The sequence below is a fragment of the Gemmatimonadaceae bacterium genome, assembly GCA_035606695.1.
GTDB lineage: Bacteria > Gemmatimonadota > Gemmatimonadetes > Gemmatimonadales > Gemmatimonadaceae > JAQBQB01.
On record DATNEW010000026.1, the window covers coordinates 285,241 to 309,129 of the forward strand.

A 23,889-nucleotide genomic window follows, 5' to 3' on the forward strand; every position below is an offset into this window, starting at 1 on the left:
TCCGTTGGGTCTTCGAGGTCTTCGTCAGGCTTTGTCAGGCTTCGTCAGTCAAAATCGAGCGAGCGTCCCGTTCCGTCCCGTGGGACCGAGCGGTATTATCGTGCGGTGATTCTACCCCGCGTCAGGCTGGTCCGTCCAGATGTGCATCGCGTCGCCTTCGCGCCACTCGCGCTGGCGCTCGCGATCGCGTTGACGCTCCTGCTGCCCGGCACGCAGTACGCGCACGATATCCCGAGTCGTGTGACGGTGCTGGCTTTCATCAAGCCCCAAGCGCAGCGGCTGCGGATGGTCGTTCGCGTGCCGCTTGCCTCGATGCGCGACGTCAACTTTCCGGAGACGGGTCCGGGCTACCTCGACATCGCGCGCGCGCAGCCGTTGCTGCACGATGCGGCCGCGCTGTGGCTGGCGAACGACGTCGAGCTCTATGAGAACGACGCGCCGTTGCCCGTGCCGACCGTCGTCGCGACCAGGATCTCGCTCCCGTCGGATCGCTCGTTTACGACGTACGATGCCGCACTTGCGCATACGCTGTCTTCCGACGCGCTGCCGAACGACGTCGAATTGGTCTGGACGCAGGCGATGCTCGACGTCGTGCTCGAGTATCCGATCGCATCCGCGCAATCACGCTTTTCCATTCGGCCCACCCTCGCTCGGCTCGGCGTTCGGACGACGACCGTGCTGCGGTTTCTGCCGGAGAACGGCAGCGAGCGCGCGTTCGAGTACGCCGGCGATCCGGGTCTCGTACGGCTCGACCCGCGCTGGTATCAAGCCGCGCGCAGCTTCGTATCGCTCGGCTTCGAGCACATTCTGAGCGGCATCGATCATCTGCTGTTCATCCTGTGCCTCGTGATTCCGTTCCGCCGCATTCGACCGCTGATCACGATCATCACCGCGTTCACGGTGGCGCACTCGATCACGCTGATCGCGAGCGCGGCGGGAATGGCGCCCGACGCGCTGTGGTTCCCGCCGTTGATCGAGGTGCTGATCGCCGCGTCGATCGTGTACATGGCGCTCGAGAACATCGTCGGCGCGAAGCTCGAGCGCCGGTGGCTCGTGGCGTTCGGCTTTGGGCTCGTGCACGGCTTCGGATTCTCGTTCGCGCTGCGCGAGTCACTGCAGTTCGCGGGGACGCATCTCGCGACATCGTTGGTGTCGTTCAACGTCGGCGTGGAGTTGGGGCAGATGTTCGTGCTGGCGCTCGCCGTCCCCGCGATCAACTGGGCGTTCACGCACGTGGTGACGGAGCGCATGGGCACGATCATCCTGTCGGCGTTCGTCGCGCACACGGCGTGGCACTGGATGCTCGACCGGGGATCCACGCTGTTGGCGTATCACGTCGAGATGCCCGCGCTCAGCGCCGCGTTTGGCGCGAGCGTAGTTCGAGGAGCGATGGCGCTCATCGCGATCGGCGCGGTGGGCTGGGCTGTGTACACATTCGCGCGGCGCGTGAGCCGCACCACACCGGCGGCGGCGCCCCAATTGGCGCCGGGAGGCGAAGGCGAGTGAACGGAGCAGCACGATTTGCGATCACCGGCGTCTTGGGCGCCTGCACCTTTGGTTTGGGTTGCGGCGGTTCCGCGGCGAAGCCGGCGGTTCCGGCACCTGCTGCAAGCGCGGCGGCAACAGCGGCAAGCGCGGCGACATCGAGCACGGCGACCGCGGTAGTCGCGACGGGCCCCTCGACGCTCGATAGCGTGTACTCGGCGGATCAAGCGAGTCGAGGCAAGGACGTGTACATGGGCACCTGTCGCTCGTGTCACACGGCGGCGTTCTTTACCGGCGTCAACTTCGAGACGCACTGGAAAGGCAAGCACCTGTCGGAGCTCTACACGTACGTGTTGACGAAGATGCCCGGCAACGACCCGGGCAGCCTGTCGCCCGACGCGACCGCGGACGTGCTTGCGTACGTGCTGCAGCTCAACCGCATGCCCCCGGGCACGAACGAGCTGTGGCCCGAGGCGGATTCGCTCAAGAAGTTTCGGATTGATGTCAGTGCGAAAAAGTAAGATCTCTAATACCACCCACCGGCGGGATACCCTTTCGTCAGGGAACGAGGAGAAGGCCATGATGCGATCGGCGGTGACGCGGGCGATGCGGGCGATGCGAGCGAAGCGAATGATGCACCTTCGCGCTGGAGCAACGACGTGGGCGCTCGCGGGAGGCGTGGCGGCGGTGGTCGCCTTGGGACTGGCGGCGCGCGCCACGCTTTCGAGCGCGACGCAGTCGCCGGCGCTCGAGCGCGGCAACAAGCCCGGCGAGTGGCGATACTGGGCGGCCGACGCGTGGAGCACACGGTACTCCGACGCCGATCAGATCAACGCCCGCAACTTCGATTCGCTCCAGGTCGCGTGGCGCTGGGATGCCGGCAAATACGGCGAAGACGAGTACTATCGCACGACACCGCTCTATGCGAACGGCCGACTGTTCACCGTCGCGACGACACGGCGCAAGGCGTTCGCGATCGATCCTTCGACCGGCCAGACGCTGTGGGACTGGGGCATGGATGAAGGTCTGCGGTGGCAGAAGGCGCCGCGGCAGTTCGCGGGCCGAGGCCTCGCGTATTGGACGGACGGGACGAGCGAGCGTGTCATCGTCATTACGCCCGGGTATCATCTCGCGTCGATCGACGCGAAGACCGGCAAGCCCGATCCGAGATTCGGCAAGGACGGCATCGTCGATCTCGAGGAAGGACTCGGTTTCCCGCTCGTGCCGCTGGCGGTGGACGACTCGGGTTCCATGCAGATCAGCGAAGCCGCGCCGCTGCGCCGAGCAAAGCCGGGCGAGAAGTGGGACCCGGTCACGAAGACCGGCGCCGATGGGACGATGGGCATCGATCCCGCGCACGGGCAGATCGCGAACAGCTCGCCGGCGATCGTCGTCAACGACGTGATCATCGTCGGGAACTCGTCGATGCACGGCTACTATCCGCTGCGTCTGCACAACATCGAGAGCCACATCCGCGGCTTCGACATCCACACCGGCAAGCAGCTCTGGAACTTCAACCTCATTCCGCAGCCCGGCGAATTTGGCGCCGAGACGTGGAAGAACGGGTCGAAGCAGGATACGCCGGGAACGGGCAAGGCTGACGCGTGGGCGCCGTACACGGCCGATCCCGCGCTGGGTCTCGTCTACATCCCGGTCGGCGAAGGCCTGAGCGACGAGTACGGCGGCCATCGCCCGGGCGACAATCTCTTTGCGAACAGCATTGTGGCGCTCGACGTGAAGACGGGCGCGCGGAAGTGGCACTATCAGGCCGTGCACCACGACGTGTGGGACTACGACTTCCCGATGGCGCCGAACCTGCTCGACGTGACGGTGAACGGGCAGCCGCGGAAGATCATCGCCGCGACGTCGAAGCAGGGCTGGATCTACGTGCTCGATCGCGTGACGGGCAAGCCGATCTGGCCGATCCCGGAGACGCCGGTGCTGCAGAGCGACGTCCCGAACGAGCTGACGTCGCCGACGCAGCCCGTGCCGTCGCGGCCGGCGCCGTATTCGCACCAGGGGCTCACGGCCGCGGATCTCATCGATTATACTCCTGCAATTAAGGATTCAGCATTAAAGCTCGCGCAACACTGCCGGATGGGCCCGTACTTCATTCCGCCGTCGCCGGCCGACGGCAAGGGGAAGAGCGGCCCCTCGCAGTACAAGTGCTCGTGGTACGCTCCGGGCGCGAGCGGCGGCGTGAACATCGACGGCGGCGCGGCGGTCGATCCGGCGACGGGCTGGATCTACGTCGGTGGACAGTCGGGGCTCGGGACCATCGAGGTCGAACACGATCCGTGCTCCGAGCACGCCTACAGCCAGCCGCACAACAGCTGCGGCCTGATCGGCGCGCTGCCGGCCCCGGCCGGCGTGCAGATGGCCGGCGAGAACGTGGGTACCGGCTTCGAGCCTCGCGCGGCCACGACGATCGCCGGCGTCTCGATTCTCAAGCCGAAAGAGCTGGGCGGCATCACCGCGTACGACCTCAACTCGGGCGACAAGAAGTGGTGGGTGCCGAACGGCAATCGCTGGCGCGACCAGACGTCGAATGATCCCCTGTTCGCCGGCGTGCAGCTGCCGAAGGTTCCGGCGCTGAACGGGCAGGCCGAGGTGATCACGACGAAGACGCTCGTGATTCACGGAACGGGTCGTTCCGGTGGCCCGGGCGGTCGTGGTGGCCGCGGAGGGCGCGGCGGCGGGGGCGGGGCTGGGGGCGGTGGCGCGAACGCGGCGGCGCCGGCCGGCGCGCAGCTCTACGCGTTCGACAAGCAGACCGGGAAGCAGGTGGGCGCGGTGAGCATTCCGTCGGTGAATACCGCGGTGCCCATGACGTTCATGCACAATGGGAAGCAGTACATCGTGTTTGCGTACGGGCAGGGGAGCAATATCGGGCTCACGGCGTTGGCGTTGCCGAATCGATAAAGCCGACCACGGACAACAGCGGACGTCCACGGATCGGCACGGAGACGGCGGGTGTAACGGCGTTTCCGGGTCGGCAGCGTACAATCGACCAGAGGGTTTCGGCTGTTGTAGTATTTTTTAATTAGAATATAAAAACAACCCAAGGCGACTGAATGAGAAAGAACACCCTCGGGACGCTGGTTCGAAGCGTCCCGAGGGCGTTCTTCCAATACACATAACACTGTCTTTGACTGCCTTTCCCGCCGTCTCCGTGCCGGTCCGCGGACGTCCGGCTGTTGTCCGTGGTAAAGGCTCTTGTCTTGGTGTTGTCGACCCTACGGCTTCACATACTTCTGCAACCGCATCGGCCCGACCTCGGCGCCATAAATGACGCCGTTCCTGTCCACGGCCACCCCCTCCGCCGCGCTCGTGCTCCGCGAACAGGGCTCGGCGGCCGACGACTGCTGGCCCTGCGCGCACGTCGGCCAGGGATCCGGAATGAAGTACTTCACCGAGCCGTCCTTCGCGCTCCCAATACGAATCCCGCGCTTCCACGCGCCGTGCGCCGGATTGACCGACCCCGACTCCGAGTCCGCGACATAGATGTTGTCATTCGGATCGATCCAGATCCCGCTCGGCCGGCTGAACTGATACCACGTGTCGAGCAGCGTGCCGTCCTGATCGAAGATCTTGATCCGGTTGTTGCCGCGGTCGCCCACGAACAACCGGCCGCGTGAATCCATCGCGAGGGCGTGCGGCTGGTCGAAGTCGTCCGGACCGGCGCCCCACTGGCCCCACGTCTTGATGAGAGTTCCGTCTTTCGAAAACTTATACACACGAGCCGTGGCGTTCGCGTTCGACGCATGGCCCTCGGAGACGAAGATGTCGCCGTTGGGCGCCACGAGCACCGCGTTCGGCTGAAAGAAAAACGCCGCGCCGCGTCCGCCGCCCGGTGTGCCGAGTGCCTTGAGCAGTTTCCCGTCGCGGCTGAACTCGAAGATCTGATGGCCCGAAGGAGCCGCCGGCGGTGGAGGCGGCGCCGCGGCCGGCCTCGCCGTGTCAGTGCCGCGTCCGCGCCCACCACGTCCACCGCCCGTGCACGAGCAGTCGACGACCCAGACGTTGCCGTTGCGATCGAGCGTAATACCGTGCGGCGCCTGAAAGAGTCCCGCGCCGAAGTGGCGCACGAGGTTGCCGCCGGCGTCGAACAAGAGCACCGGATCGAGCGATGATCCGGTGCAACTATTCGCCCCGCAGCGTTCCGCCACCCAGACACTCGAACCATCGCGGTCGATCGTCACCGCGCTCGTCGAGCCCCACGTGCGCCCCTCGGGCAGCTTCGCCCAACCCGAGATCGTTTGATAGGGATTGGGCAAGTCGTTGACGGGCGCCATCGACGGGCCACCGGCCTGCGCGCCCGCGGTCGACGCCGCGACGACTGAGAGCAGCGCGACGAGGCGTTTCATCTAGGGCCGCACCGCGATCTTGTGCTGCCGCATGAAGGTCGTGTCCGCGCTGACCGAATCGGCGCCGGCCGGCGCGTGATTCGCCTTGAGCAGATACGCGACGATGTCGAGGTATTCCTGATCCTTGAGGCCACCGGGATTGTCCACGGGCATCGAGCTGCGAATGAGCTGATAGAAATCTCCAACGCGTCGATCGTTCCAGTCGGCGGCGAACTGTGGACCGATGAACTTTTCCGATTGGTGGCATGTCGCGCAGGTCGCGTCGTACACCCGCTCGCCGCGCGCGGCCTGAGCGTCGCTATAGGGCGCCGGCGGGAGATTCGGCACCGTCGCGATGACGACTTTCGCGTTCGGGTCGATGCGCAGCGGAATCGGCGCGCCCGTCTTCGCGCCGGGCGACAGCTTGGCCTCGAGCGGCGGGCGAAAATTCGTCGCGACGGCGCTCGTACAGCCCACGATCGCCGTGGCGGTGAGGATCACACTCAGGCGGTTCACCCGCATCGACAGCCTCCATACGCTGGTTCGCGGCCGCGGCCGGCCGCGGCGTTCGATCGTGCACGCACTCAAACATTCAACCAGGCAGCAATTATACGCGGCGGACGGCGTTTGGCGAGTCTGCTCGTGCCGGGATTTACCTCCAGCGGCGGTTTGATTTCACGCGCGACGCGCCACATCTTCTCCATGACTTCCACCGCTGAATCCCTCATGACGAATCATTCGAACGACGACGATACGAAGGCGCTGCCGCGTCGCGACTTCATCAAGGTTGCCGGTGCCGGCGCAGGTTCGCTGATATTGGGCGGCGCGACCGTCGCCAACGCGGCGATCCCCGGCCCGAAAGCGACACGATCCGTGCGCTCGGCGAGCGCGTCACCGGACGTCGTCGTCGTCGGCGCGGGTCTCTGGGGCAGCTTCACCGCGATGAACCTGCGCGCGATGGGCGCCAACGTGACGATGGTCGACATCTATGGCCCCGGCAACGCGCGCGCGACGTCGGGCGACGAGACGCGCGGCGTGCGCTCCTCCTACGGCGACAAGGCCGGTGCACTCGGCGAGCTCTGGATGTTGTGGGCGCGCGAAGCGATGACCAAGTGGATCGCGTTCGATGACGAATGGGGAAAGTATCTCCGGCTCAATCTGTTTCACGTCACGGGCGATCTGATCATGCGCAGCGAATGGGACAACTTTCAGCTGCGCTGCAAGGTGTGGTGGGACAAGAACAAGATTCCGTACAAGGTTCTGAATCCGGACGACGTCCGGAAGTCGTTCCCCGTGATCGGGATGGATGACATCACCGCGGTTCTCTACGAGCCGGACGCCGGCGTACTGCGCGCGCGCCGTGCCGCGCAGGCCGCCGCCGCCGTCTTCGAGAAGCTGGGCGGCAAGATCGTGATCGGCCGAGTGACGCCATCAAAGACCTCTAATGGCAAACTCGACGAGGTGTCGCTGGACACCGGCGCCACGCTGCGCGCCGACACGTTCGTGTACTGCGTCGGTCCGTGGCTCGGGAAAACCTTCCCGGACATCCTCGCGAAGAAGACGCGCACGCCCATGGGCTATGTGGTGTACTATGGAACGCCGATCGGCGATTACCGCTTCACCTATCCCAACCTGCCAAGCTACAACTTTCCCGGCGTGACGGGTTGGGCCGCGCTGCCGGTGGACAATCGCGGCTTTCGTGTGCGCGGCGCCGAGCGTGCGCCGACGCCGCCCAATGGCGCGGTGGCAAGCGGCAACACGAATGGAGCGGCGACGGATACCGGGTCGAATCTCGCGAACGCAGGGGGCGCCACGCAGTCGGGTCAGGCATCGACTGGCGGTGGGCGCGGGAGTGGCGGCGGTGGCCGAGGCGGCAGAGGGGCCGCCGCGGGCGGCGGTGGCGGTGAGTTCAATCAGCAGAACGTGCCACCGGAGCAGCAGGATCCCGATACGAGCGATCGTTGGGCGGATCAGTCGCGGCTCGACGGCTCACGCCGATTCATCGCGCACCGCTTCCCATTGATGGCCAACGCGCCGGTCGCGCAGACCCACGCCTGCCACTACGAGACGACGTCGAGCAGCAACTTCATCATCGATAAGCATCCGCAATGGTCGAACGTGTGGATTGCGGCGGGTGGCAACGCCGAGGGTGCCAAGTTCTCGCCCAAGATCGGCGATTACGTGGCGCATCGGGTGATGGGAACGGTGCTGCCGGCGATCGACCCGATATTCAAGATTCCTGAAAAGGAATACGAGCCGCCGAAGCCGGCGCCCGCGGACAGCACCAGGAAGCCCTAGCCGTTCGTTATCGGCTCGTCGCGATCTTGATGTCGCGCAGCAGCTCCATGCTGTCGGGGAGCGCGGCACTTCCCGCCGGGAACTGATTCCTCGAGAGGACGTACGCCAGCACGTCGGCGACCTCCTTGCGCGGCAGCGACTGTGGCTTGTCCGACGGCATCGTGGTGAAGACCTTGTCGAACAGCTGATCCATGGCGAGCCCGTTCCAGTTGTCGAGGAAAGGCTTTCCCGTGAGTGGCCCACCATCGGTGGCCGTGCCCTCGAGTGCCGCGCCATGGCACTTCACGCACGTCGCCTTGTAGATGGTGTCTCCATGCGACGCCTGCGCCGCGGAGTACACGCTGTCCAACGTCGTACGCTCGACCGCCGTCCGCTTGGCGGCCGCGTCCCGCATGAAGGCGGTGGCGGACGCCATCGCGACGATGAGAATGAGCACTCTCATATGACGACGTGTGAATGATTAAAGAGTGAAGTGTGTCTTTGTCATCCCGAGCGACGCGAGGGATCTAGCGTCAGGGTAGAGGGATGTCACTCTATCGTGATGTTAGATCCCTCGCTGACGCTCGGCATGACGATGTCTGGCGCGCTTACTGCGCCCCGGAGTTCGCCGGCACCGTGACGAGATTGGGATCGACATCCGCCGGCGTGACGCTCCGAATCTCCGTCTGCTGCACCACCGTGAGCTTGTCGACGGTCGGATCGTTCCCGACGAACGACTGGAAGCCGATGATGTCGTGAATGCCCGAGAGCGTCGTCGTCGTGACGACCTTGATCGGCGTGCCTTCGACCTGCGCGCGCGCATAGCGCAGCTTGAGCGCATACTCGATGAGCGGGCCGTCCGTCGACTGATCGGCGACGATGAGCGGCTCGAACGGATTTGGAATGTCCGTCGGCAGCGGCGTCGTCCACAGCTCGGTCACGGCGTGCGCCGGGATGCTCTGGTCTCCCCAGAGAATGCGATAGTCCGTCGTGATCCGATAATGCTGCGTCGGGCGCCCATCGATCGCTTCGGCTGCGCCGAGCTTGTCGATCTTGAACGTGACGTCGAGCAGCTGAATCTGGTTGAGGAACCCGCCGAGCCCACCACGGCCGCCGCGACCGCCACGCCCACCGCGCGCGCCGCCGCCCGGAAAACCTCCATTACCACCGCCCCGATTAGGACGGCCCCCGCCACCGGCACCTCGGCCCGCGCCGCCGCCACCGCCAGCTGCGTTCGGATCACCGCCCGCGCCGGGGAATCCGCGTCCGCCACCGCCGAGCACGCGATTCAACGTCACCACCGCGGGTCCACCGAACACATCGTCAGACGGCGTGTAGCGCTGGTTGTTCGAGTGCAGAACGAAGACGTGACCGGAGTCAGTGGCGATCAGGAAGTCGTCGGTCGTCACGCCCTGCGGAGCGGGAGTAAATGCCAGGAATTCGATCCGCGCATGGCCGCCCACCGCGACACCGCGCCCACGCATGATCTCGGCATCCTGACCGCGCGGCGTGTCGCCCGGATACACGCGAGTCGTCGACGTGATGCGGAAGGTCACGCCCGGCGCGAGCCGATCGGCGAGCCGGTGCACGGGCCGTGCGGCGATGAGCGTTCCCAGGACGCCGGCGACGGCGAGCGACGGCAGTACACGCGACGCGAACCCTCCGCGACGCCGCGACAAAAATTCGACGGACACTTTCGCTCCAATGGTGCGGTGATGTATACAGAAAATTACGCGCGAGTAGGCAAAGTTGTTGACCATCGTGTAATGTGTTGTCGCGCGGACGTCGATACTCCCCCACGAAGGACTGCGCGAAGCCGCGCGTCGTAGTCCTCAATCCGATCCGGTTTGTCTTCCTCCGCATCGCAGCGAGTGCTGGTCGTCGACGACGATCCGCTCATTTGCCAGTCGTACGACGAGATTCTCCGCGCGCACGGCTACGACGTCGCGCTGGCGGGGAGTCGTCGTGCCGCGCTGCAGGAAATCGAACGGCTCGCCGGCGCGATCGACGTGCTCGTGCTCGACATCGCGCTGCCTGATGCGGACGGCGCCGATTTGGCGCACGAGATCACCGACATGGTCGGGCTGCGTCCGACGCTGTATGTGAGCGGATGGACCGACGAGTTCTGGAATCTGTCGGCGGCGCCGGGCAAATGGCTCGTGATGCAGAAGCCGATTCCCGTGCCCCGCTTCCTGGCGGCGGTGGATTATCTGTCGGGACGGCGCGCGACGCGTCCTGAAAACGAATAGGAGCGAGTCGCCGAGCGCGCGAACAGCTGCGAAGGCCGGCGAAGACCGGCGAAGGCCGGCGAAGAGCCGCGAAGAGCAGCACAGACTAGCTGACAACGCGTGTAACGTCCCGCATATTGTCCGCGACGTCGCCTCTTCCCAAGCCTTCCCAGGAGTTCCACCATGCGCGTCGTTTTCGCGCTGTCCGCTGCCGCACTCGCGATCGAGATCGGAACCGTTCCCGTTCACGCGCAACAGAACACGGGCGCGCGCCAGCAAGGGTCGGCCGTCACACCGAAGCGCGATCCCGATACGAAGAAGGCGCTGCCCGTCGCCGACTACGCGCGCTGGCGTACGATCGCGACGCCGGTGATCTCATCCGACGGCAACTGGGTGGCGTGGTCGTACGCGCAGGTGCGGCGCGACGATCAACTGCACGTCAAGCAGGTGGATGGCAATCGCGAGATCGTCGTCGAGGGCGGAACGCGTCCGATGTTCTCGGACGACGCGCGGTGGGTGGCGTACTATGTCTCACCGCCGGCCGCGCCCGCGGGCCGCGGCGGACGAGGCGGCCGCGGCGGTGTCGCCGGTGGGCCGGGCGCGACGACGCCTGCCGCGCCGGCGCGCAAAGCGGAGCTCGTGAATCTCGCGACGGGCGACAAGACGACCTGGGACGACGTTGCGACATTCGAGTTCAATAAAGGGTCGACCGTGTTCGCGGTGCATCGCGCGCGTGCTGTTCCGGCGCCACAGTACGAGGGCGCGGATCTCATCGTGCGCGATCTCGAGGCGGGCACCGACCGATTGATCGGTTCGGTGAATGAGTTCGCGTTCAACAAGAGCGGTGCGCTGTTGGCGTTCACGGTCGATGCGGCGAACGAAACCGGCAACGGCCTCTATGTCTCCAGTCTCGCCGACGGTCAGGACCGGGTGCTCGAGAACGCGCGCGAACATTACGCGCGGCTTGCGTGGTCGGACGACGGCAGCGCGCTCGCCGCGATCCATGGCACGGATACGGATACGCTCGCGCAGCGCGAGAACGCGATCATCGCCGTAACGGGGCTGGCGGGCAAGACGGTGCACCGCGTCGCCATCGCGGCCGGAACGCACGGCATGCCGGCCAATTTCGTCGCCAGCGAGAAGGGCACGCTCACGTGGAGCGAACACGACGATCGGCTGTTCTTCGGCCTCAAGTCGCAGGATCGCAAGCCGAAGCCGGTGACGGGCGATACGCTCGTCGCGCCGTCGGACGTCGACATCTACCACGCGAACGACGATCGCATTCAGAGCGTGCAGCGCTCGCAGGCGACGGCGGATCGGAATCGCACCGATCGCGCGGCGCTCGATCTCGCGTCGGAAAAGATTCTGCGTGTTGCTGACTCGACCACGCGCATCGTCCAGGTGACGAAGGACGGGAAGTGGGCCGTCGTCGGCGATGATCGCAAATACGTCTCCGACTATCAACAGGCGCGCGCCGACTACTATCGCGTGAACGTCGCGACCGGCGAGCGGACACCGATGCTCACGGCGCAGATCCGCACGCTCGGACTCACGCCGGACTCCAAATACTTCCTCTACTGGAAGAACAAGCAGGTGTGGTCGTACGAGCTCGCGACGAACACGCATCGCGACATCACCGACAAAGTGCCGGTCTCGTTCGTGAACGCGGAAGAGGATCACGTCGTCGAGAAGCCGCCCTACGGCGTCGCGGGCTACAGCACGGACGGCAAGTCGGTGATTCTCGAACACCGCTTCGACCTGTGGCAGGTGTCGCTCGACGGCAGCGCGCCCGCGGTGAACCTGACGAAGGGCGCCGGCACCAGGGGCGACATGCGCCTGCGCTGGGTGAATCTCGATCCCGAGGCACCCGCTCCGACCGGGCGCGGCGGCGGAGGCCGCGGCGGCTTCGGCTCGAACGACAACAAGATCGATCTCTCGAAGCCGCTCTTCCTGTCGGCGTACGGCGAATACACGAAGAAGTCCGGATTTTTCGAGCTGGCCAATGGCCGGCTCGAGCAACTCGTCTATGACGACAAGAACTTCGGCCGCCCGGAGAAAGCCGCGAACGCCGACCGGTTCCTGTTCACGCGAGAAGACTGGACCGAGTTTCCGGACCTGCGCGTATCAAATCACTCATTCAATAATTCTATAAAGATCAGCGACGCCAATCCGCAGCAGGCCGAGTATCGGTGGGGACATCGCGTTCTGTTCGACTTCACCGACAAGGACGGCCACAAGCTCCAGGGAACGCTCGCGATTCCCGACGGGTATGAACCCGGCACGCGCCTGCCGATGCTCGTCAACTTCTACGAGAAGAACTCGCAGAACCTGCACATCTACCAGGTGCCGAAGTACGCGACGGGCCCGCAGTTCGCCGGCTTCGTGAGCAACGGCTACCTCGTGATGCAGCCGGACATCTACTTCCACACGCGCACGTCACACTCCGACATGCTCGAGTCGGTCGAGAACGCGGTGAAGAAGGTCGTCGAGATGGGTTACGCCGATCCCAAGCACGTCGGCCTGCAAGGCCACAGCTACTCCGGCGGAGGCTCGGCATACATCGCCGGTCATTCGACGATGTTCGCGGCCGTCGTCTCCGGCGCCGCGCCGATCGACCTCACGACCGAGTTCAACACGCTCTTCCGCGGCAGCGGCCAGAACAACCAGGGCTATGACATGACAGGCCAGGGCCGCTACGGCACCGACCCGTACACCGATCCCAAATTGTATTACGATCAGTCGCCGATCTCGGGCGTGAAGACGATGAACACGCCGCTGCTCCAGATGCAAGGCGACAACGACCAGACGGTCGAGTGGCTGCAGGACGTCGAGTGGTACAACGCCCTGCGCTTCAACAAGAAGCCCGTCATCTTCCTGTCCTACCCAGGAGAGGATCACGGGCTCCGCAAGCTCGAGAATCAGGTCGATTATGAAACGCGTATTTCAGAGTTCTTCGATCATTACCTGAAGGGCGCGCCGGCGCCGAAGTGGATGATCGACGGCGAGCGGTACATTGACAAAGACAAGCGGCCGGCGTTGCCGATTTCGGTGGAGAAGAAAACGGGTGGCCGGCGCTAGCGCGCTCGTCATCCCGAGCGAAGGCGCGAAGCGCCGAAGTCGAGGGACTCCTCTCTTCGATGCCAGGTTGTCATGCTGACCCTGAGCGGAGCGAAGGGGAATGACCCCTTGGTCGCCGAGGAGGACCCCTCCGTCGGGACGGGGGTCCCTCGACTCGCTGACGCTCGCTCGGGATGACACGGCGAGCGCTAATCCGCCCGCAGCGCCTCCAACGGATCGACCCGCGACGCACGGCGCGCGGGAAGCCAGCTCGCCGCCGCCGCGGTCACCGACAACAACACCACGATCGCCACGTATGTCGGTGGATCCGTCGGCGCCATGTCGAACAACAGTGACCGCAGCAGCCGCGTGCACAACAGCGCGCCCGCAAGCCCGATCGCGCCGCCGATGGCAACCAATGCCATACCCTCGCTCACGACCAACCGTTGCACGCGCCGGGAATCGGCGCCGAGTGCGATGCGAATGCCGATCTCGCGCGTGCGGGCGCTGACCATCAGCGACATCACGCCGTAGATGCCGACGACGGCCAGCGCCAACGCGGTGAGCGCGAAGAGCGCCAGCAGCGTCGCACTGAATCGCGGCCGGGCGGTCGCGCCGGCCGAGCGCGCCGTCATCGTCTGCATGTCGTACACCGGGAATCCGGGCGCGAAATCCTTGATCGCGCGACGCACATCGATGCCCAGCGACGCAACGTCGCGCGTCGATCGCACGAACACGAAGAGCCCGGTGCGTGGCGACTGCGCGTACGACACGTAGAAGTCGGCTGCCGGCAGTGAATCGACCCACTGACGCGTGTCGCCGACGACGCCCACCACCTCGGCGCCGAGGATGTCGCTGAAATCACCCTGGCCCAGGCGAATGCGCTTCCCAATGGGGTTCTCGTTTGGCCAGACGCGGCGGGCCGCCGCTTCGCTCACGAGGAGGACTCGCTGCGTGCCGACGCGGTCGGCGCTCGTGAAGTTGCGACCATACTTGAGTGGAATTCCGAGCGTCTTGAGATAGTCAGGCGATGCCCAGTTCACGCCGACCAGCGGATCGTGCGCCGGATCGGGCTCACGATTGCCGTTCCATGCGACCGTGATGTTGCAGCCGCCGCTGAGCGGCGGACAGCTGCCGATGGCCGCGTGCGACACGCCCGGCACCGCGGCGAGACGCGAAAGAAGCTGCGTGTAGAAGCCCGGCAAGGAATCATGCGCGATGGTGCCGGCCGGAACGGTCAGGCGCAGCGAGAGCACGTTGCGCGGGTCGAACCCTTCGTCGATCGCCAACAGCTTGACGAGACTGCGAAGCATGAGGCCCGATCCCACGAGCAGCACCAGCGCGAGCGCGACTTCGACGACGACGAGAACTCGCCGGCCGGTGAACGCGCTCGTGACACCGTGCTCGCCGGCGAGATCGCCGTCCTTCATGGCGTTCGACAGCGTCGAGCGCGTCGCGCGCAACGCCGGCGCCAATCCGAAGATCACACCGACCACCAGCGTCAGGGCGAGGGTGAATGCCAAGGCAGCCCAGTCGAGGTGCACCTGCGCGAGATTCACCGACCCGATCATCGACCGCGCGGCGAAATCGATGACCTCCGATCGTACCGTGCTCAGGGCGCGCGTTCCGATCCATGCGACCAGCAGCGCGAACGCACCGCCAGTCAGCGCAATGAGTAAACTCTCAACGAGCAGCAGCCGTACGACGCGGCGGCGTCCCGCGCCCACCGCCATGCGCACCGCGATCTCACGACTGCGGCCGCGCGCGCGGCCCAGCTGCAAATTCGCCACGTTCACGCAGGCGATGAGCAGCACGAACCCAACGGCGCCGAGCAGCACGAAGAGCGACTGCCGCACGAGTGGCGACACTCGGCCTTCATTGAGCGGATCGGCCCGTGCGCCCCATGGGCTGCCGCCGCCGTAGGGATCGGGATACTGGTTGGACACCTGCGCGCCGAGCATCTTCGCCGACGCGTTCGCCTGCGCGGCGGTCAGCCCCGGCTTGCGCCGCCCAACCACGCGCAAGTAATGCGACATCGGCTGATTCAGGTCCCGTGCCGACCCGGTCGTGATCGGGGCGAAGAATTCGGCGTTGCCCGTCAGGCCTTTGAAGCCGCGCGGCGCGACACCGATGATGGTGAAGGGCAGGTGATCGAAGTCGATCGTCTGGCCGACGGCGTGTGGGTCAGCGTTGAACCGGCGCTCCCAAAGCGCCGTGCCGATGATGACCTGCTTCGGCGCGCCGGGCGCCGCATCGATCGAGGGATCGAAGTCGCGCCCGACGATCGGACGCAAGCCCAGTGTGCGGAGATAGCTCGCGCTGACGCTTTCGCCGGAGAGGCGTTCGGCGTCGCCCGAGGTGATCACGGCCGACTGTCCCGAGAACGCCGCGAGCTCGCTGAACGTTTGTTGATGATCTCGAAAGTAGACGAACTTGGGATACGACCACGGCATCTGCGAAACGGCGGGCAGTCCGCCGCGCGCCGGCACCGTGAGTGACGCCGACATCAACTCGTCCGGCCGGGCGTAGGGCAGCGCGCGGAGCATCATGACGTTCACGGCGCTGAAAATCGCCGTCGTCGCGCCAATGCCGATGGCGAGCGTGAGCACGGCGACCAAGGTGAACGCCGGGCGGCGCACCAGGCCGCGGGCGGCGTATCGAACGTCTTGCCACAAGCTCTCGATGAAATCGCTGAGCTGCATACGTCGCTCCTGATGTTCGGCGGAGTGGTGGAGTTGTCGGCGCGCCTCATCGAGCGAGACGCCCAAACGCCGCAGCGCTTCTGCCTGCGCGACGTCCGGCGATACACCGCGCGCGACGAGGGCGTCGACGCGGTTGGCGATGAGCGACGCCAGCTCTTCGTCGACGTCGGCATGCGTCGTGGCCGTGTTGCGCGGCGCGATGCGGAAGAGCCGCCGCACGCCGGGCCGGATGTGGAAGCGGTTGAAGCGCACTTTACGTGTTCCTCGCGGCGAGGATCGTCACGAGCGCATCGAAGTGATCGACGAGGCGCTCGGATTCGGCGCGAAGGTGCGCGCGTCCGGCGGGCGTCATGCGATAGTAGCGCGCCCGCCGCCCATTCTTCGTCACGCCCCACTCGGCGGCCAGGAGCTTGCGCGCTTCCATACGGCGGAGCGCCTGGAGCAGGGCGGCGTCGTCGACTTCGACGCGGCCATGCGAGCGTTCCTCGATCCAGCTGGTGATCTCGAACGCGTGCATCGGCGCCCAGGACAGCGTCTTGAGCACGAGGACGTCGAGTGTGCCTTTGAGCAGGGCCATGGTCTTCCTCTTAGTCTCTAGGGGTAGACACTAAGATGAAGAAAAGGGTTGCCGCAAGGTGGCGCCCGTTTTTTGCCACCCTGCCGCCGCCCGGCGATATTTCCGGAGTCGCGCAGGACCCGCGGTACCCGGCGACCTATCTGCTCCCTCGAGGACCTTAGAGGACCTTCATGGCCAAACTCAACGAGACCGACTGGATCTGGCGCGACGGCGAATTCGTCCGCTGGCAGGATGCCACGGTCCACGTGCTCGCGCATTCGATGCAATTCGGCTCCTCGATCTTCGAGGGCATTCGATGCTATAAGACCCCGCACGGCCCGGCGATCTTCCGTCTCGAAGATCATTTGCAGCGTCTGCTCGACTCGGCGAAGATCTATCGTATGGAAGTGAAGTATTCGATCGACGAGCTCGTGGCCGCCTCGTGCGAGCTGGTCGAGCGCAACAATGTCGAGTCGTGTTACCTGCGGCCAATGATCCTGCGCGGCTACGGCGCGAGCGGGATGGTGCCGTTCGACAGTCCCGTCGAGACGTATCTGCCGTGCTGGCCGTGGGGCGCGTACCTGGGTGAAGGCGCGCTGGAGAACGGGGTCGACGCGTGCGTCTCGAGCTGGGCGCGTGTGGCGCCGAATACCATTCCGTCGATGGCGAAGGTCGCCGGCAATTATCTGAGCGGCCAGCTCGTCAAGATGGAAGCGTTGCGCAACGGGTTCGCCGAAGGCATCGCGCTCACGACGGACGGGATGTTGAGCGAAGGCTCCGGCCAGAATCTGTTCGTCGTTTCGCGCGGAGTCGTGTATACGCCGCCCGTCAACGGGACGCTGCTGCACGGCATTACGCGCCGGAGCATCATCAGGCTCGTGCGCGATCTCGGGTTGACCGTGGTCGAGCAGGACATGCCGCGCGAAATGCTCTACACGTGCGACGAAGTCTTCCTGGTCGGCACGGCGTCCGAAGTCACGCCGGTGCGGAGCGTCGATCGCCTGCAAGTTGGCACCGGCAAGCGCGGACCGATCACGACGCAGATCCAGCAGCGCTTCCTCGACATCGTGCACGGCAACGTCGAAGATCCGTACGGATGGCTGACGTTCGTGCGGGCGGAGCGGAGTGCGGTGCGGTAGCGCTGGGCGTTGGGTGGTGGGCGTTGGGCGAAACGGCAAGAGGCGACGAAGACACTCCCGTCGCCTTTTGATTTTCACGCCCACCGCCCACCGCCCAACGCCCATCGCAGGCACGCTTCACGCAGAGCTTGCCGGGCATATGCCGACCGATTTTTCCGACTCGCCCGTCGACTTCAGCAAGCTGGACGGCGACTATCAGATCCTCACCGAGCTCCACCGCGACGGTGAGACGCCGACGTATCTGGCGCGCCACATCGGACTCAACCGCGATGTCACCATCAGCGTGGTGCGCGCGGCGGGCGATCGCAGTTATCTCGAGGCCTTCGCCGCCGACGCGAAGATTCTCGCCGAGCGGCGCAACCCGGCCATCGTTCCCGTCATCGAAGGCCGGTGGCTCGACGAGCACACGTTCGCAATCGTACGTGCGCGCGTGCGCGGTTCGACGCTCGATCAGCTGCTCAGTGCCATCGGCAGCATGCCCGAGCCGCGCGTGTCCTCCACGCTCCGGCAAGTCGCCGCCGCGCTTGGTTGGGCCCGTGTGAACGGTGTGAAGCATCGGCGTGTCTCGCCGCAGTCGATCGTGTTTCAGCAGGGAAGTGGACGCGTCCTGCTCGCGCTCGAGCCGTGGCCGAATCCATCCGACGACGCCGCGACACTGCGCAATCTCGCCGCGCGCATGACCGGCGGCGCGCCGGTCGACATCACCGAATATCTCGGCTTGCTCGCCGGCGGCGTGATCGCCGACGAGGAAGTTCCGGTTGCAACCGTTGTCGAGCCGCGCAACGCGACGTATCCGCCGGTCGCACCGGTGGCCGCGAATGACGAACAGACCGTCATCGTACAGGAGCGGAGCGGGATGGGCTTCAACGGCCGGCTGATGTCGGCGATCGTGGTGCTCGCGGCGGTGATCGTGCTCGCCGCGGCACTCATTCACCGTCGCGACGGCGATCAGAGCACGGTGACGAAGACGTCGAACGGCGTGCTCGATTCAGGCAACGGTGAGGCGGCCGGAGAGAGCGCGCTGCACTCGAATCGTACCGACACGGCGGTGACGCAGCCGCCGGTCAATCCGGTGATCATCGAGCCGGCGACGCCGACGCAACAAGCCCCGCAGCCGATGATGCAGCCGGTGCCGGCGCAAGTCGCTCCGCCTCCGGTGGCCGCACGACCGGCACCGCCGCCGCGTCCGGCGGCGCCCGTCGACACCGCGGCGCAGCCAACGAACGGCGATGCATGCTCGTCGCCCACGTCGAGCGACCAACATCGCTGTTTGATGAACTCCATCGCGGAGAACGACGCACCGCTCAACAGCGTGTATCAGAAGCTTATCGCCGCGCTCCGCCGTCAAGCGAACGTCGCGGATGATGATCCGGATCCGGCGACGGTGGCCGACCTTCGCAGCGAACAGCGACGCTGGCTCGAGGACCGCGACGACGCGTGCCACACCGCCGGCGACGGCCCGCTCTACGCGCGCGATCGCGCGGCCTGCTACGCGGACCGCTCGTCGCAGCGAACCAAGGATTTACAGGCGCGCCTCGACAACATGTCCTTGCGGCCCTAGGCAGCGGTATTACACTTTCGATGACCATGCATTCCTCCGCGACCTCGATCCGCCGCCTCGGCACCCTCCGCACGCTGTGCGGCGCGGCGCGTTGTCGCGCATGCTGCTGCGTGTGTGGTTGCGCCTGTCGGTTCGAGCGCTGCGCGTGTTGTTGTGCGCGCCTGCGTCGTTCAATGCGGCCGGAGTCGAAGCTCGCGCCCTAAGCGGCAAACGCTTCCATCTCTTCGGGATTCTTCATCCGGCCGCTCCCTCGAGCGGCCGTTTTGTTTTTCCGCACCCGCTGCACCCACCGACCCTCTTACCCGCCGAATCATGTCCATCGAATCGAAAGGCTACGCGCACGCCGACGCGCTCGTGAGCACCGAGTGGCTCGCGAGGCACCTCGACGACCACGACATTCGCATCATCGAAAGCGACGAAGACGTGCTGCTCTACGACACGGGCCACATTCGCAACGCGCAAAAAGTGGATTGGCACATCGATCTCAACGACGCGGTGACGCGCGACTACATCGATCGGCCGGCATTTCAAGCGCTCGTGCGGCGCTTGGGCGTCGACGCCTCGACGACGGTCGTGTTCTACGGCGACAAGAACAACTGGTGGGCGACGTACGCTTTCTGGGTGTTTCAATTATTTGGATTCCAGAACGCGAAAATCCTCGATGGCGGACGGCTCAAATGGGAACAGGAAGCCCGCGAGCTCGTCGCCGACGTGCCGTCGTTCGCTCCGACCAGCTACGTCGCCCGCGAGCGCAACGACGCGCGCATTCGCGCGTTTCGCGACGAGGTGCTCCAGCACGCGCTCGCCGGCGGCAGGCTGATCGACGTGCGTTCGCCGGATGAATTCAGCGGAAAGAAGACACACATGGCCGAGTATCCGCAGGAGGGTGTGTTGCGCGGCGGACACATTCCCGGGGCACGCAATGTCCCGTGGGCCAAGGCGGCGAACTCCGACGGCACGTTCAAGAATGCCGCCGAGCTTCGACAGCTGTACGAGGCCGAGCAGGGACTCGCGTCCGGCGACGACGTCGTGGCGTACTGCCGCATCGGCGAACGGTCGAGCCACACCTGGTTCGTGCTCACCTATCTCCTGGGCTACGACAAGGTCCGCAATTACGACGGCAGCTGGACCGAATGGGGCAACTCCGTGCGGCTTCCGATCGAGCGGGAGATCGCCGCGTCCGCGGCGGCGGTGGCGTGTGATTGAGGCGACAGACGGTGAGAGCGACGAACGCCGGGAGCCGGGTGGCGTGGATCTCACCCGACTCCGGCGCGCGCTGTCTCTCTACGGCGCTTTTCGCGGAAGCGACGACGGCGGCGTCATGCCATTGAGCCGCATGTAATTCGCCATCTGGCTGTAGTGATCGACGAGGTCCGTCACGTAGATGAGGGCGTACCGTGCCTTCGGAATCGTGCGCCGGTTGTTCGGCGGTCCGACCTCCATCGATTCGGCGAGCTTGGCGTCGTTCATCGAGGCGAACGCCTGATTACAGAAGTCGAATGACGCCCGCAGCCGGGTCATCAGCGTGTCCTTCGGCCACGTCGCGCGCGTTGCCTCGGGCAGCGAGTCCTTCGCGCCGGGCTTCCACGGCATGCCGCTGAAGCCCGAGCAGATGATATAGTTCGCGTTCTCGAGATGCGTCGCGACCATGCCGATGGTCAATTGCTTTTCAGTGGGCTTGAATGAGTACTTGCTCTCGGGAACCGAGTCGAACGCGGCGGTGAGCCAGCCGGCGTATTGCCCGCCCGCCTGCTTGAGCGAGGTCGTGATCGGGTCGGCCTGCTGCGCGCTCAACGCAGCCGGCAGCAACAACGTGAGGGTCGCAAATCCAAGGCGCTTCATGGTGGTCTCCACGGGAGAGGTTACTCGGCGCGCAGCGTGATGGCCGGATCGACGCGTGCCGCGCGTTTCGCCGGACCCCAACACGCTAATACCGCCACGCCGGCAACCAAGCCGACGACGCCGACGTACGTACTCGGGTCCCCACGTGTTACACCGAACAGCAGCGTCTCGAGCATGCGGCTCGCGACGAATGCGCCGCTAATTCCGAACAGGACACCGACAGTTGTAAGCAAGAGTCCATTGCCGACGACGCCGGCGACGATGTTTCCACTCGTGGCGCCGAGCGCGGTGCGAATGCCGATCTCGCGCGTGCGTTCCGTGACGCTGCCCGCGATGACGCCATACAATCCGATCGCCGCCAGCAGGAGCGCGGTGAACGCGAACGCCTGAAACACGATGGCCGCGAACCGCCGTTGCGACGCCGTGGCCGCAATGACCTGGTCCATCGTCGCGATGCGCAGGATCGGTTGCGTCGGATCCACCGACCAGATCGCGCGCTTGATGGCGGCGGTGAGCGGCGCCGGATCGCCGGACGTGCGCACGACGAGCGTCGCGTCATTGTCCACCCACCACCACTGGCCCATCGGCACGTAGAAGCCGTCTCCGGTTTCGCCGCCGAGTGATTCCTGTTTCACGTCGCCGACGACGCCGACGACGGTTCCCCACGGGTGATCGCCGTTGACTTCGGGACCGAAGTGTGTTCGTTGGCCAATCGGATTCATGTGTCCGAACTTTCGATTGGCGAACGATTGGCTGATGATGATCGATTCCGGCGCGCCGACGCGATCGGTCGCGTCGAACAATCGCCCCCGGCGCAGCGGAATGCCCATCGTCCGGAAATAATCAGGCGTGACCTGGTAGCGAAACGCTCCGGTAGATCCGTCATCGCCCGGCTTGGCGGCGGGGTACGCCGCCAGCTCGTATCCATAGCTATCCAGGCTTCCGCTCAGCGGAAGCTGGCTCGTGAATGCGGCGTCGACGACACCGGGCACGCGACGCACGGCGTCGAGCGCCTCGGTGTACGCGCGCGCTCGCGCGGTGTCGGTGTGATATGCGTGGCCGGATTCGACGACTTGCATCGAGAGCACGTGCGACGGATTGAAGCCTGGGGCGACGCCGAACAGGCGATTGAGACTCCGCGCGAGCAATCCCGCGCCCACCAGCAGCACGATCGCGAGGGCCACCTCCGCGACGACGAGCACGTTTCGCGCGGCGGCCCGTCCGCCCACCGTCCGGCGCGAGAGGCCCTGCGCACCGTGATTCAATCCCGCGCGCGACGCGACGACCGCGGGCATGAGCCCGATGACGAGACCGACGAGTGTCGTCAGCGCGACGGCGAACGCAAATACGCCCACATCGAATCGCACCGCCTCGATGCGCGGCAGCCCCGGCGGGCTCAGAATCACGAGGGCGCGAACCCCCGCTGCCGCAACGATGAGGCCGACGACGCCGCCGATCATCGCCAGGATCACGCTTTCGGTGAGCAGCTGGCGCAGCACCCGGCCGCGACCGGCGCCGAGCGCCGATCGCATGGCGAACTCGCCGCGCCGCTGGGCGCCTCGGGCAAGCAGCAGGTTGGTGACGTTGACGCACGCGATCGCGAGCAACACGAACACGGCGCCGACGATCGCGAGCAACGCCGGCCGCGCGTTGGCGGTGATATCATTCTGTAATGAGCGAATGACCATACCACTACTCATATTGCTCCAGCTCGGGCGCGGAAACTCGCTGATCGCGCCGGCGCCGATCGCGGCGACCTCGCGCGCTGCCTGCGCGACGTCCACGTTCGGCGCGATCCGTCCGAGGATGCGGTAGTGATGTCCCCACTCGCGCGAATTGAACGGCGCGTGGGCGCGCACCTGAAGCGGCGCCCAGATGTCCGTCGCCGATGCGACGGGGTCGACGAAGTCGCTCGGCATCACGCCGATCACGGTGTACACGTCGCCGTCGAGCGTGATCGTCCGGCCGACGGCGGCGTCGCCGGCGAATCGGCGGCGGACCAGGCGATCGCTGACGATCGCGACGTTCGGTCCACCCGGTTGATCCTCCGAGGCATCGAAGCCGCGACCCGCGAGCGGTGCGACGCCGAGCGTGTGAAGGAACGTCGCGCTCACCCGGCGGCCAGCCAGGCGCTCCGGCTCCGTGGTCGTGCCGGAAATCGACGGCGTCCAGCCGTCCGACGCCGCGAGCATCGCGAACGAGCGCGCGCGCGCCGCGAGCTCGACGTAAGTGCCGTAGGTGGGATCGAACGGAGAGCCGTCGTCGCGGCGATCGGCGATCGTGACGAGGCGGTCCGCGCCAGGGTAGGGAAGCGGCCGCAGGAGAATGGGATTCACCGCGCTGAAGATCGCGGTGGTCGCGCCGATGCTGATCGCGAGCGTCAGCGTCGCGACGATGGTGAAGCCCGGGTTGTGGCGCAGGCGTCTGAGCGCGTACCGAACGTCGGCGAGCGTTGTTTCGACGACGTGCTCCCAACCGGACGAACGCACGTGTTCGCGCACGGCAGGCGGCTTGCCGGTTTGTGCGATTGCCGCGCGCCGCGCATCGGTCGGCGCCATGCCGTTCGCGGTGAGCTCGGCGGTGAGCCGATCGACGTAGTCGCGCACTTCGTCATCCACATCGGCGTCGGCGCGGGCAGGGTTGACGATCGCGGCGAGGCCGCGGGTGAGTTGGCGCCAGAATGACCGCGCTGACAT

General features: G+C 65.8%; 17 protein-coding genes. 9 read left to right on the forward strand and 8 right to left on the reverse strand.

Translation table 11 applies throughout. From position 1 onward, the window contains the following. Positions 1-141: 141 nt before the first annotated feature. The 3 genes from VN706_12300 to VN706_12310 are packed head-to-tail and all read left to right on the forward strand — an operon-like array spanning position 142 to position 4,407. The gene (locus VN706_12300; GenBank protein ID HXT16408.1) at positions 142-1,506 is read left to right on the forward strand and encodes a HupE/UreJ family protein; all 1,365 of its coding nucleotides are present in this window, start codon (positions 142-144) and stop codon (positions 1,504-1,506) included. Continuing rightward, on the forward strand, positions 1,503-2,006 hold the full coding sequence (locus VN706_12305) for a c-type cytochrome (protein HXT16409.1): 504 nt from the start codon (positions 1,503-1,505) through the stop codon (positions 2,004-2,006). The genes VN706_12300 and VN706_12305 overlap by 4 nt, the downstream gene beginning before the upstream one ends. 58 nt (positions 2,007-2,064) lie before the next feature. Then, positions 2,065-4,407 carry a PQQ-binding-like beta-propeller repeat protein gene (locus tag VN706_12310; GenBank protein HXT16410.1) on the forward strand — a complete coding sequence of 781 codons (2,343 nt, stop codon included), beginning with the start codon at positions 2,065-2,067 and terminating at the stop codon, positions 4,405-4,407. A 314-nt stretch (positions 4,408-4,721) separates the two neighbouring features. Here VN706_12310 and VN706_12315 read toward each other — a convergent pair whose 3' ends face one another. Together VN706_12315 and VN706_12320 are read right to left on the reverse strand one after the other, a co-directional pair. Next, positions 4,722-5,852, reverse strand: coding sequence for a peptidyl-alpha-hydroxyglycine alpha-amidating lyase family protein (locus VN706_12315; GenBank protein HXT16411.1), 1,131 nt, complete (start codon positions 5,850-5,852; stop codon positions 4,722-4,724). Then, positions 5,853-6,353 (reverse strand): c-type cytochrome, encoded by a 501-nt coding sequence (locus tag VN706_12320; GenBank protein HXT16412.1) that lies wholly within the window; start codon positions 6,351-6,353, stop codon positions 5,853-5,855. It lies immediately after the preceding gene. Between the two features lie 204 nt (positions 6,354-6,557). On the opposite strand from VN706_12320, the gene VN706_12325 reads away from it, so the two are divergent. After that, positions 6,558-8,129 (forward strand): FAD-dependent oxidoreductase, encoded by a 1,572-nt coding sequence (locus VN706_12325; GenBank protein ID HXT16413.1) that lies wholly within the window; start codon positions 6,558-6,560, stop codon positions 8,127-8,129. A gap of 7 nt (positions 8,130-8,136) precedes the next feature. On the opposite strand, the gene VN706_12330 is transcribed toward VN706_12325, so the two are convergent. Both VN706_12330 and VN706_12335 read right to left on the reverse strand, forming a co-directional pair. Continuing rightward, a complete protein-coding gene (locus VN706_12330) occupies positions 8,137-8,565 on the reverse strand; it encodes a cytochrome c (protein HXT16414.1) in 429 nt (142 codons plus the stop codon). 151 nt (positions 8,566-8,716) lie between these two features. Continuing rightward, positions 8,717-9,802, reverse strand: coding sequence for a hypothetical protein (locus tag VN706_12335; GenBank protein ID HXT16415.1), 1,086 nt, complete (start codon positions 9,800-9,802; stop codon positions 8,717-8,719). 153 nt (positions 9,803-9,955) lie between these two features. On the opposite strand from VN706_12335, the gene VN706_12340 reads away from it, so the two are divergent. Both VN706_12340 and VN706_12345 read left to right on the forward strand, forming a co-directional pair. Beyond that, positions 9,956-10,357: a response regulator gene (locus VN706_12340; protein HXT16416.1), complete on the forward strand. Its 402-nt coding sequence runs from the start codon at positions 9,956-9,958 to the stop codon at positions 10,355-10,357. 162 nt (positions 10,358-10,519) lie between these two features. Continuing rightward, the gene (locus tag VN706_12345; GenBank protein HXT16417.1) at positions 10,520-13,414 is read left to right on the forward strand and encodes a prolyl oligopeptidase family serine peptidase; all 2,895 of its coding nucleotides are present in this window, start codon (positions 10,520-10,522) and stop codon (positions 13,412-13,414) included. Positions 13,415-13,602: 188 nt separating this feature from the next. Here VN706_12345 and VN706_12350 read toward each other — a convergent pair whose 3' ends face one another. Continuing rightward, a complete protein-coding gene (locus VN706_12350) occupies positions 13,603-16,347 on the reverse strand; it encodes an ABC transporter permease (GenBank protein HXT16418.1) in 2,745 nt (914 codons plus the stop codon). Position 16,348: 1 nt separating this feature from the next. Then, positions 16,349-16,672 (reverse strand): helix-turn-helix transcriptional regulator, encoded by a 324-nt coding sequence (locus VN706_12355; protein ID HXT16419.1) that lies wholly within the window; start codon positions 16,670-16,672, stop codon positions 16,349-16,351. Between the two features lie 170 nt (positions 16,673-16,842). On the opposite strand from VN706_12355, the gene VN706_12360 reads away from it, so the two are divergent. From VN706_12360 to VN706_12370, 3 genes are all read left to right on the forward strand, one after another. Beyond that, positions 16,843-17,790, forward strand: coding sequence for a branched-chain amino acid transaminase (locus tag VN706_12360; protein ID HXT16420.1), 948 nt, complete (start codon positions 16,843-16,845; stop codon positions 17,788-17,790). Between the two features lie 139 nt (positions 17,791-17,929). Beyond that, entirely contained in the window at positions 17,930-19,351 is a 1,422-nt protein-coding gene (locus VN706_12365; GenBank protein HXT16421.1) for a lysozyme inhibitor LprI family protein, read from the forward strand. Positions 19,352-19,663: 312 nt separating this feature from the next. Further along, positions 19,664-20,557: a sulfurtransferase gene (locus VN706_12370; GenBank protein ID HXT16422.1), complete on the forward strand. Its 894-nt coding sequence runs from the start codon at positions 19,664-19,666 to the stop codon at positions 20,555-20,557. Between the two features lie 78 nt (positions 20,558-20,635). On the opposite strand, the gene VN706_12375 is transcribed toward VN706_12370, so the two are convergent. Then, positions 20,636-21,193 carry a DinB family protein gene (locus VN706_12375; GenBank protein HXT16423.1) on the reverse strand — a complete coding sequence of 186 codons (558 nt, stop codon included), beginning with the start codon at positions 21,191-21,193 and terminating at the stop codon, positions 20,636-20,638. 20 nt (positions 21,194-21,213) lie between these two features. Next, on the reverse strand, positions 21,214-23,889 hold the full coding sequence (locus VN706_12380) for an ABC transporter permease (GenBank protein HXT16424.1): 2,676 nt from the start codon (positions 23,887-23,889) through the stop codon (positions 21,214-21,216).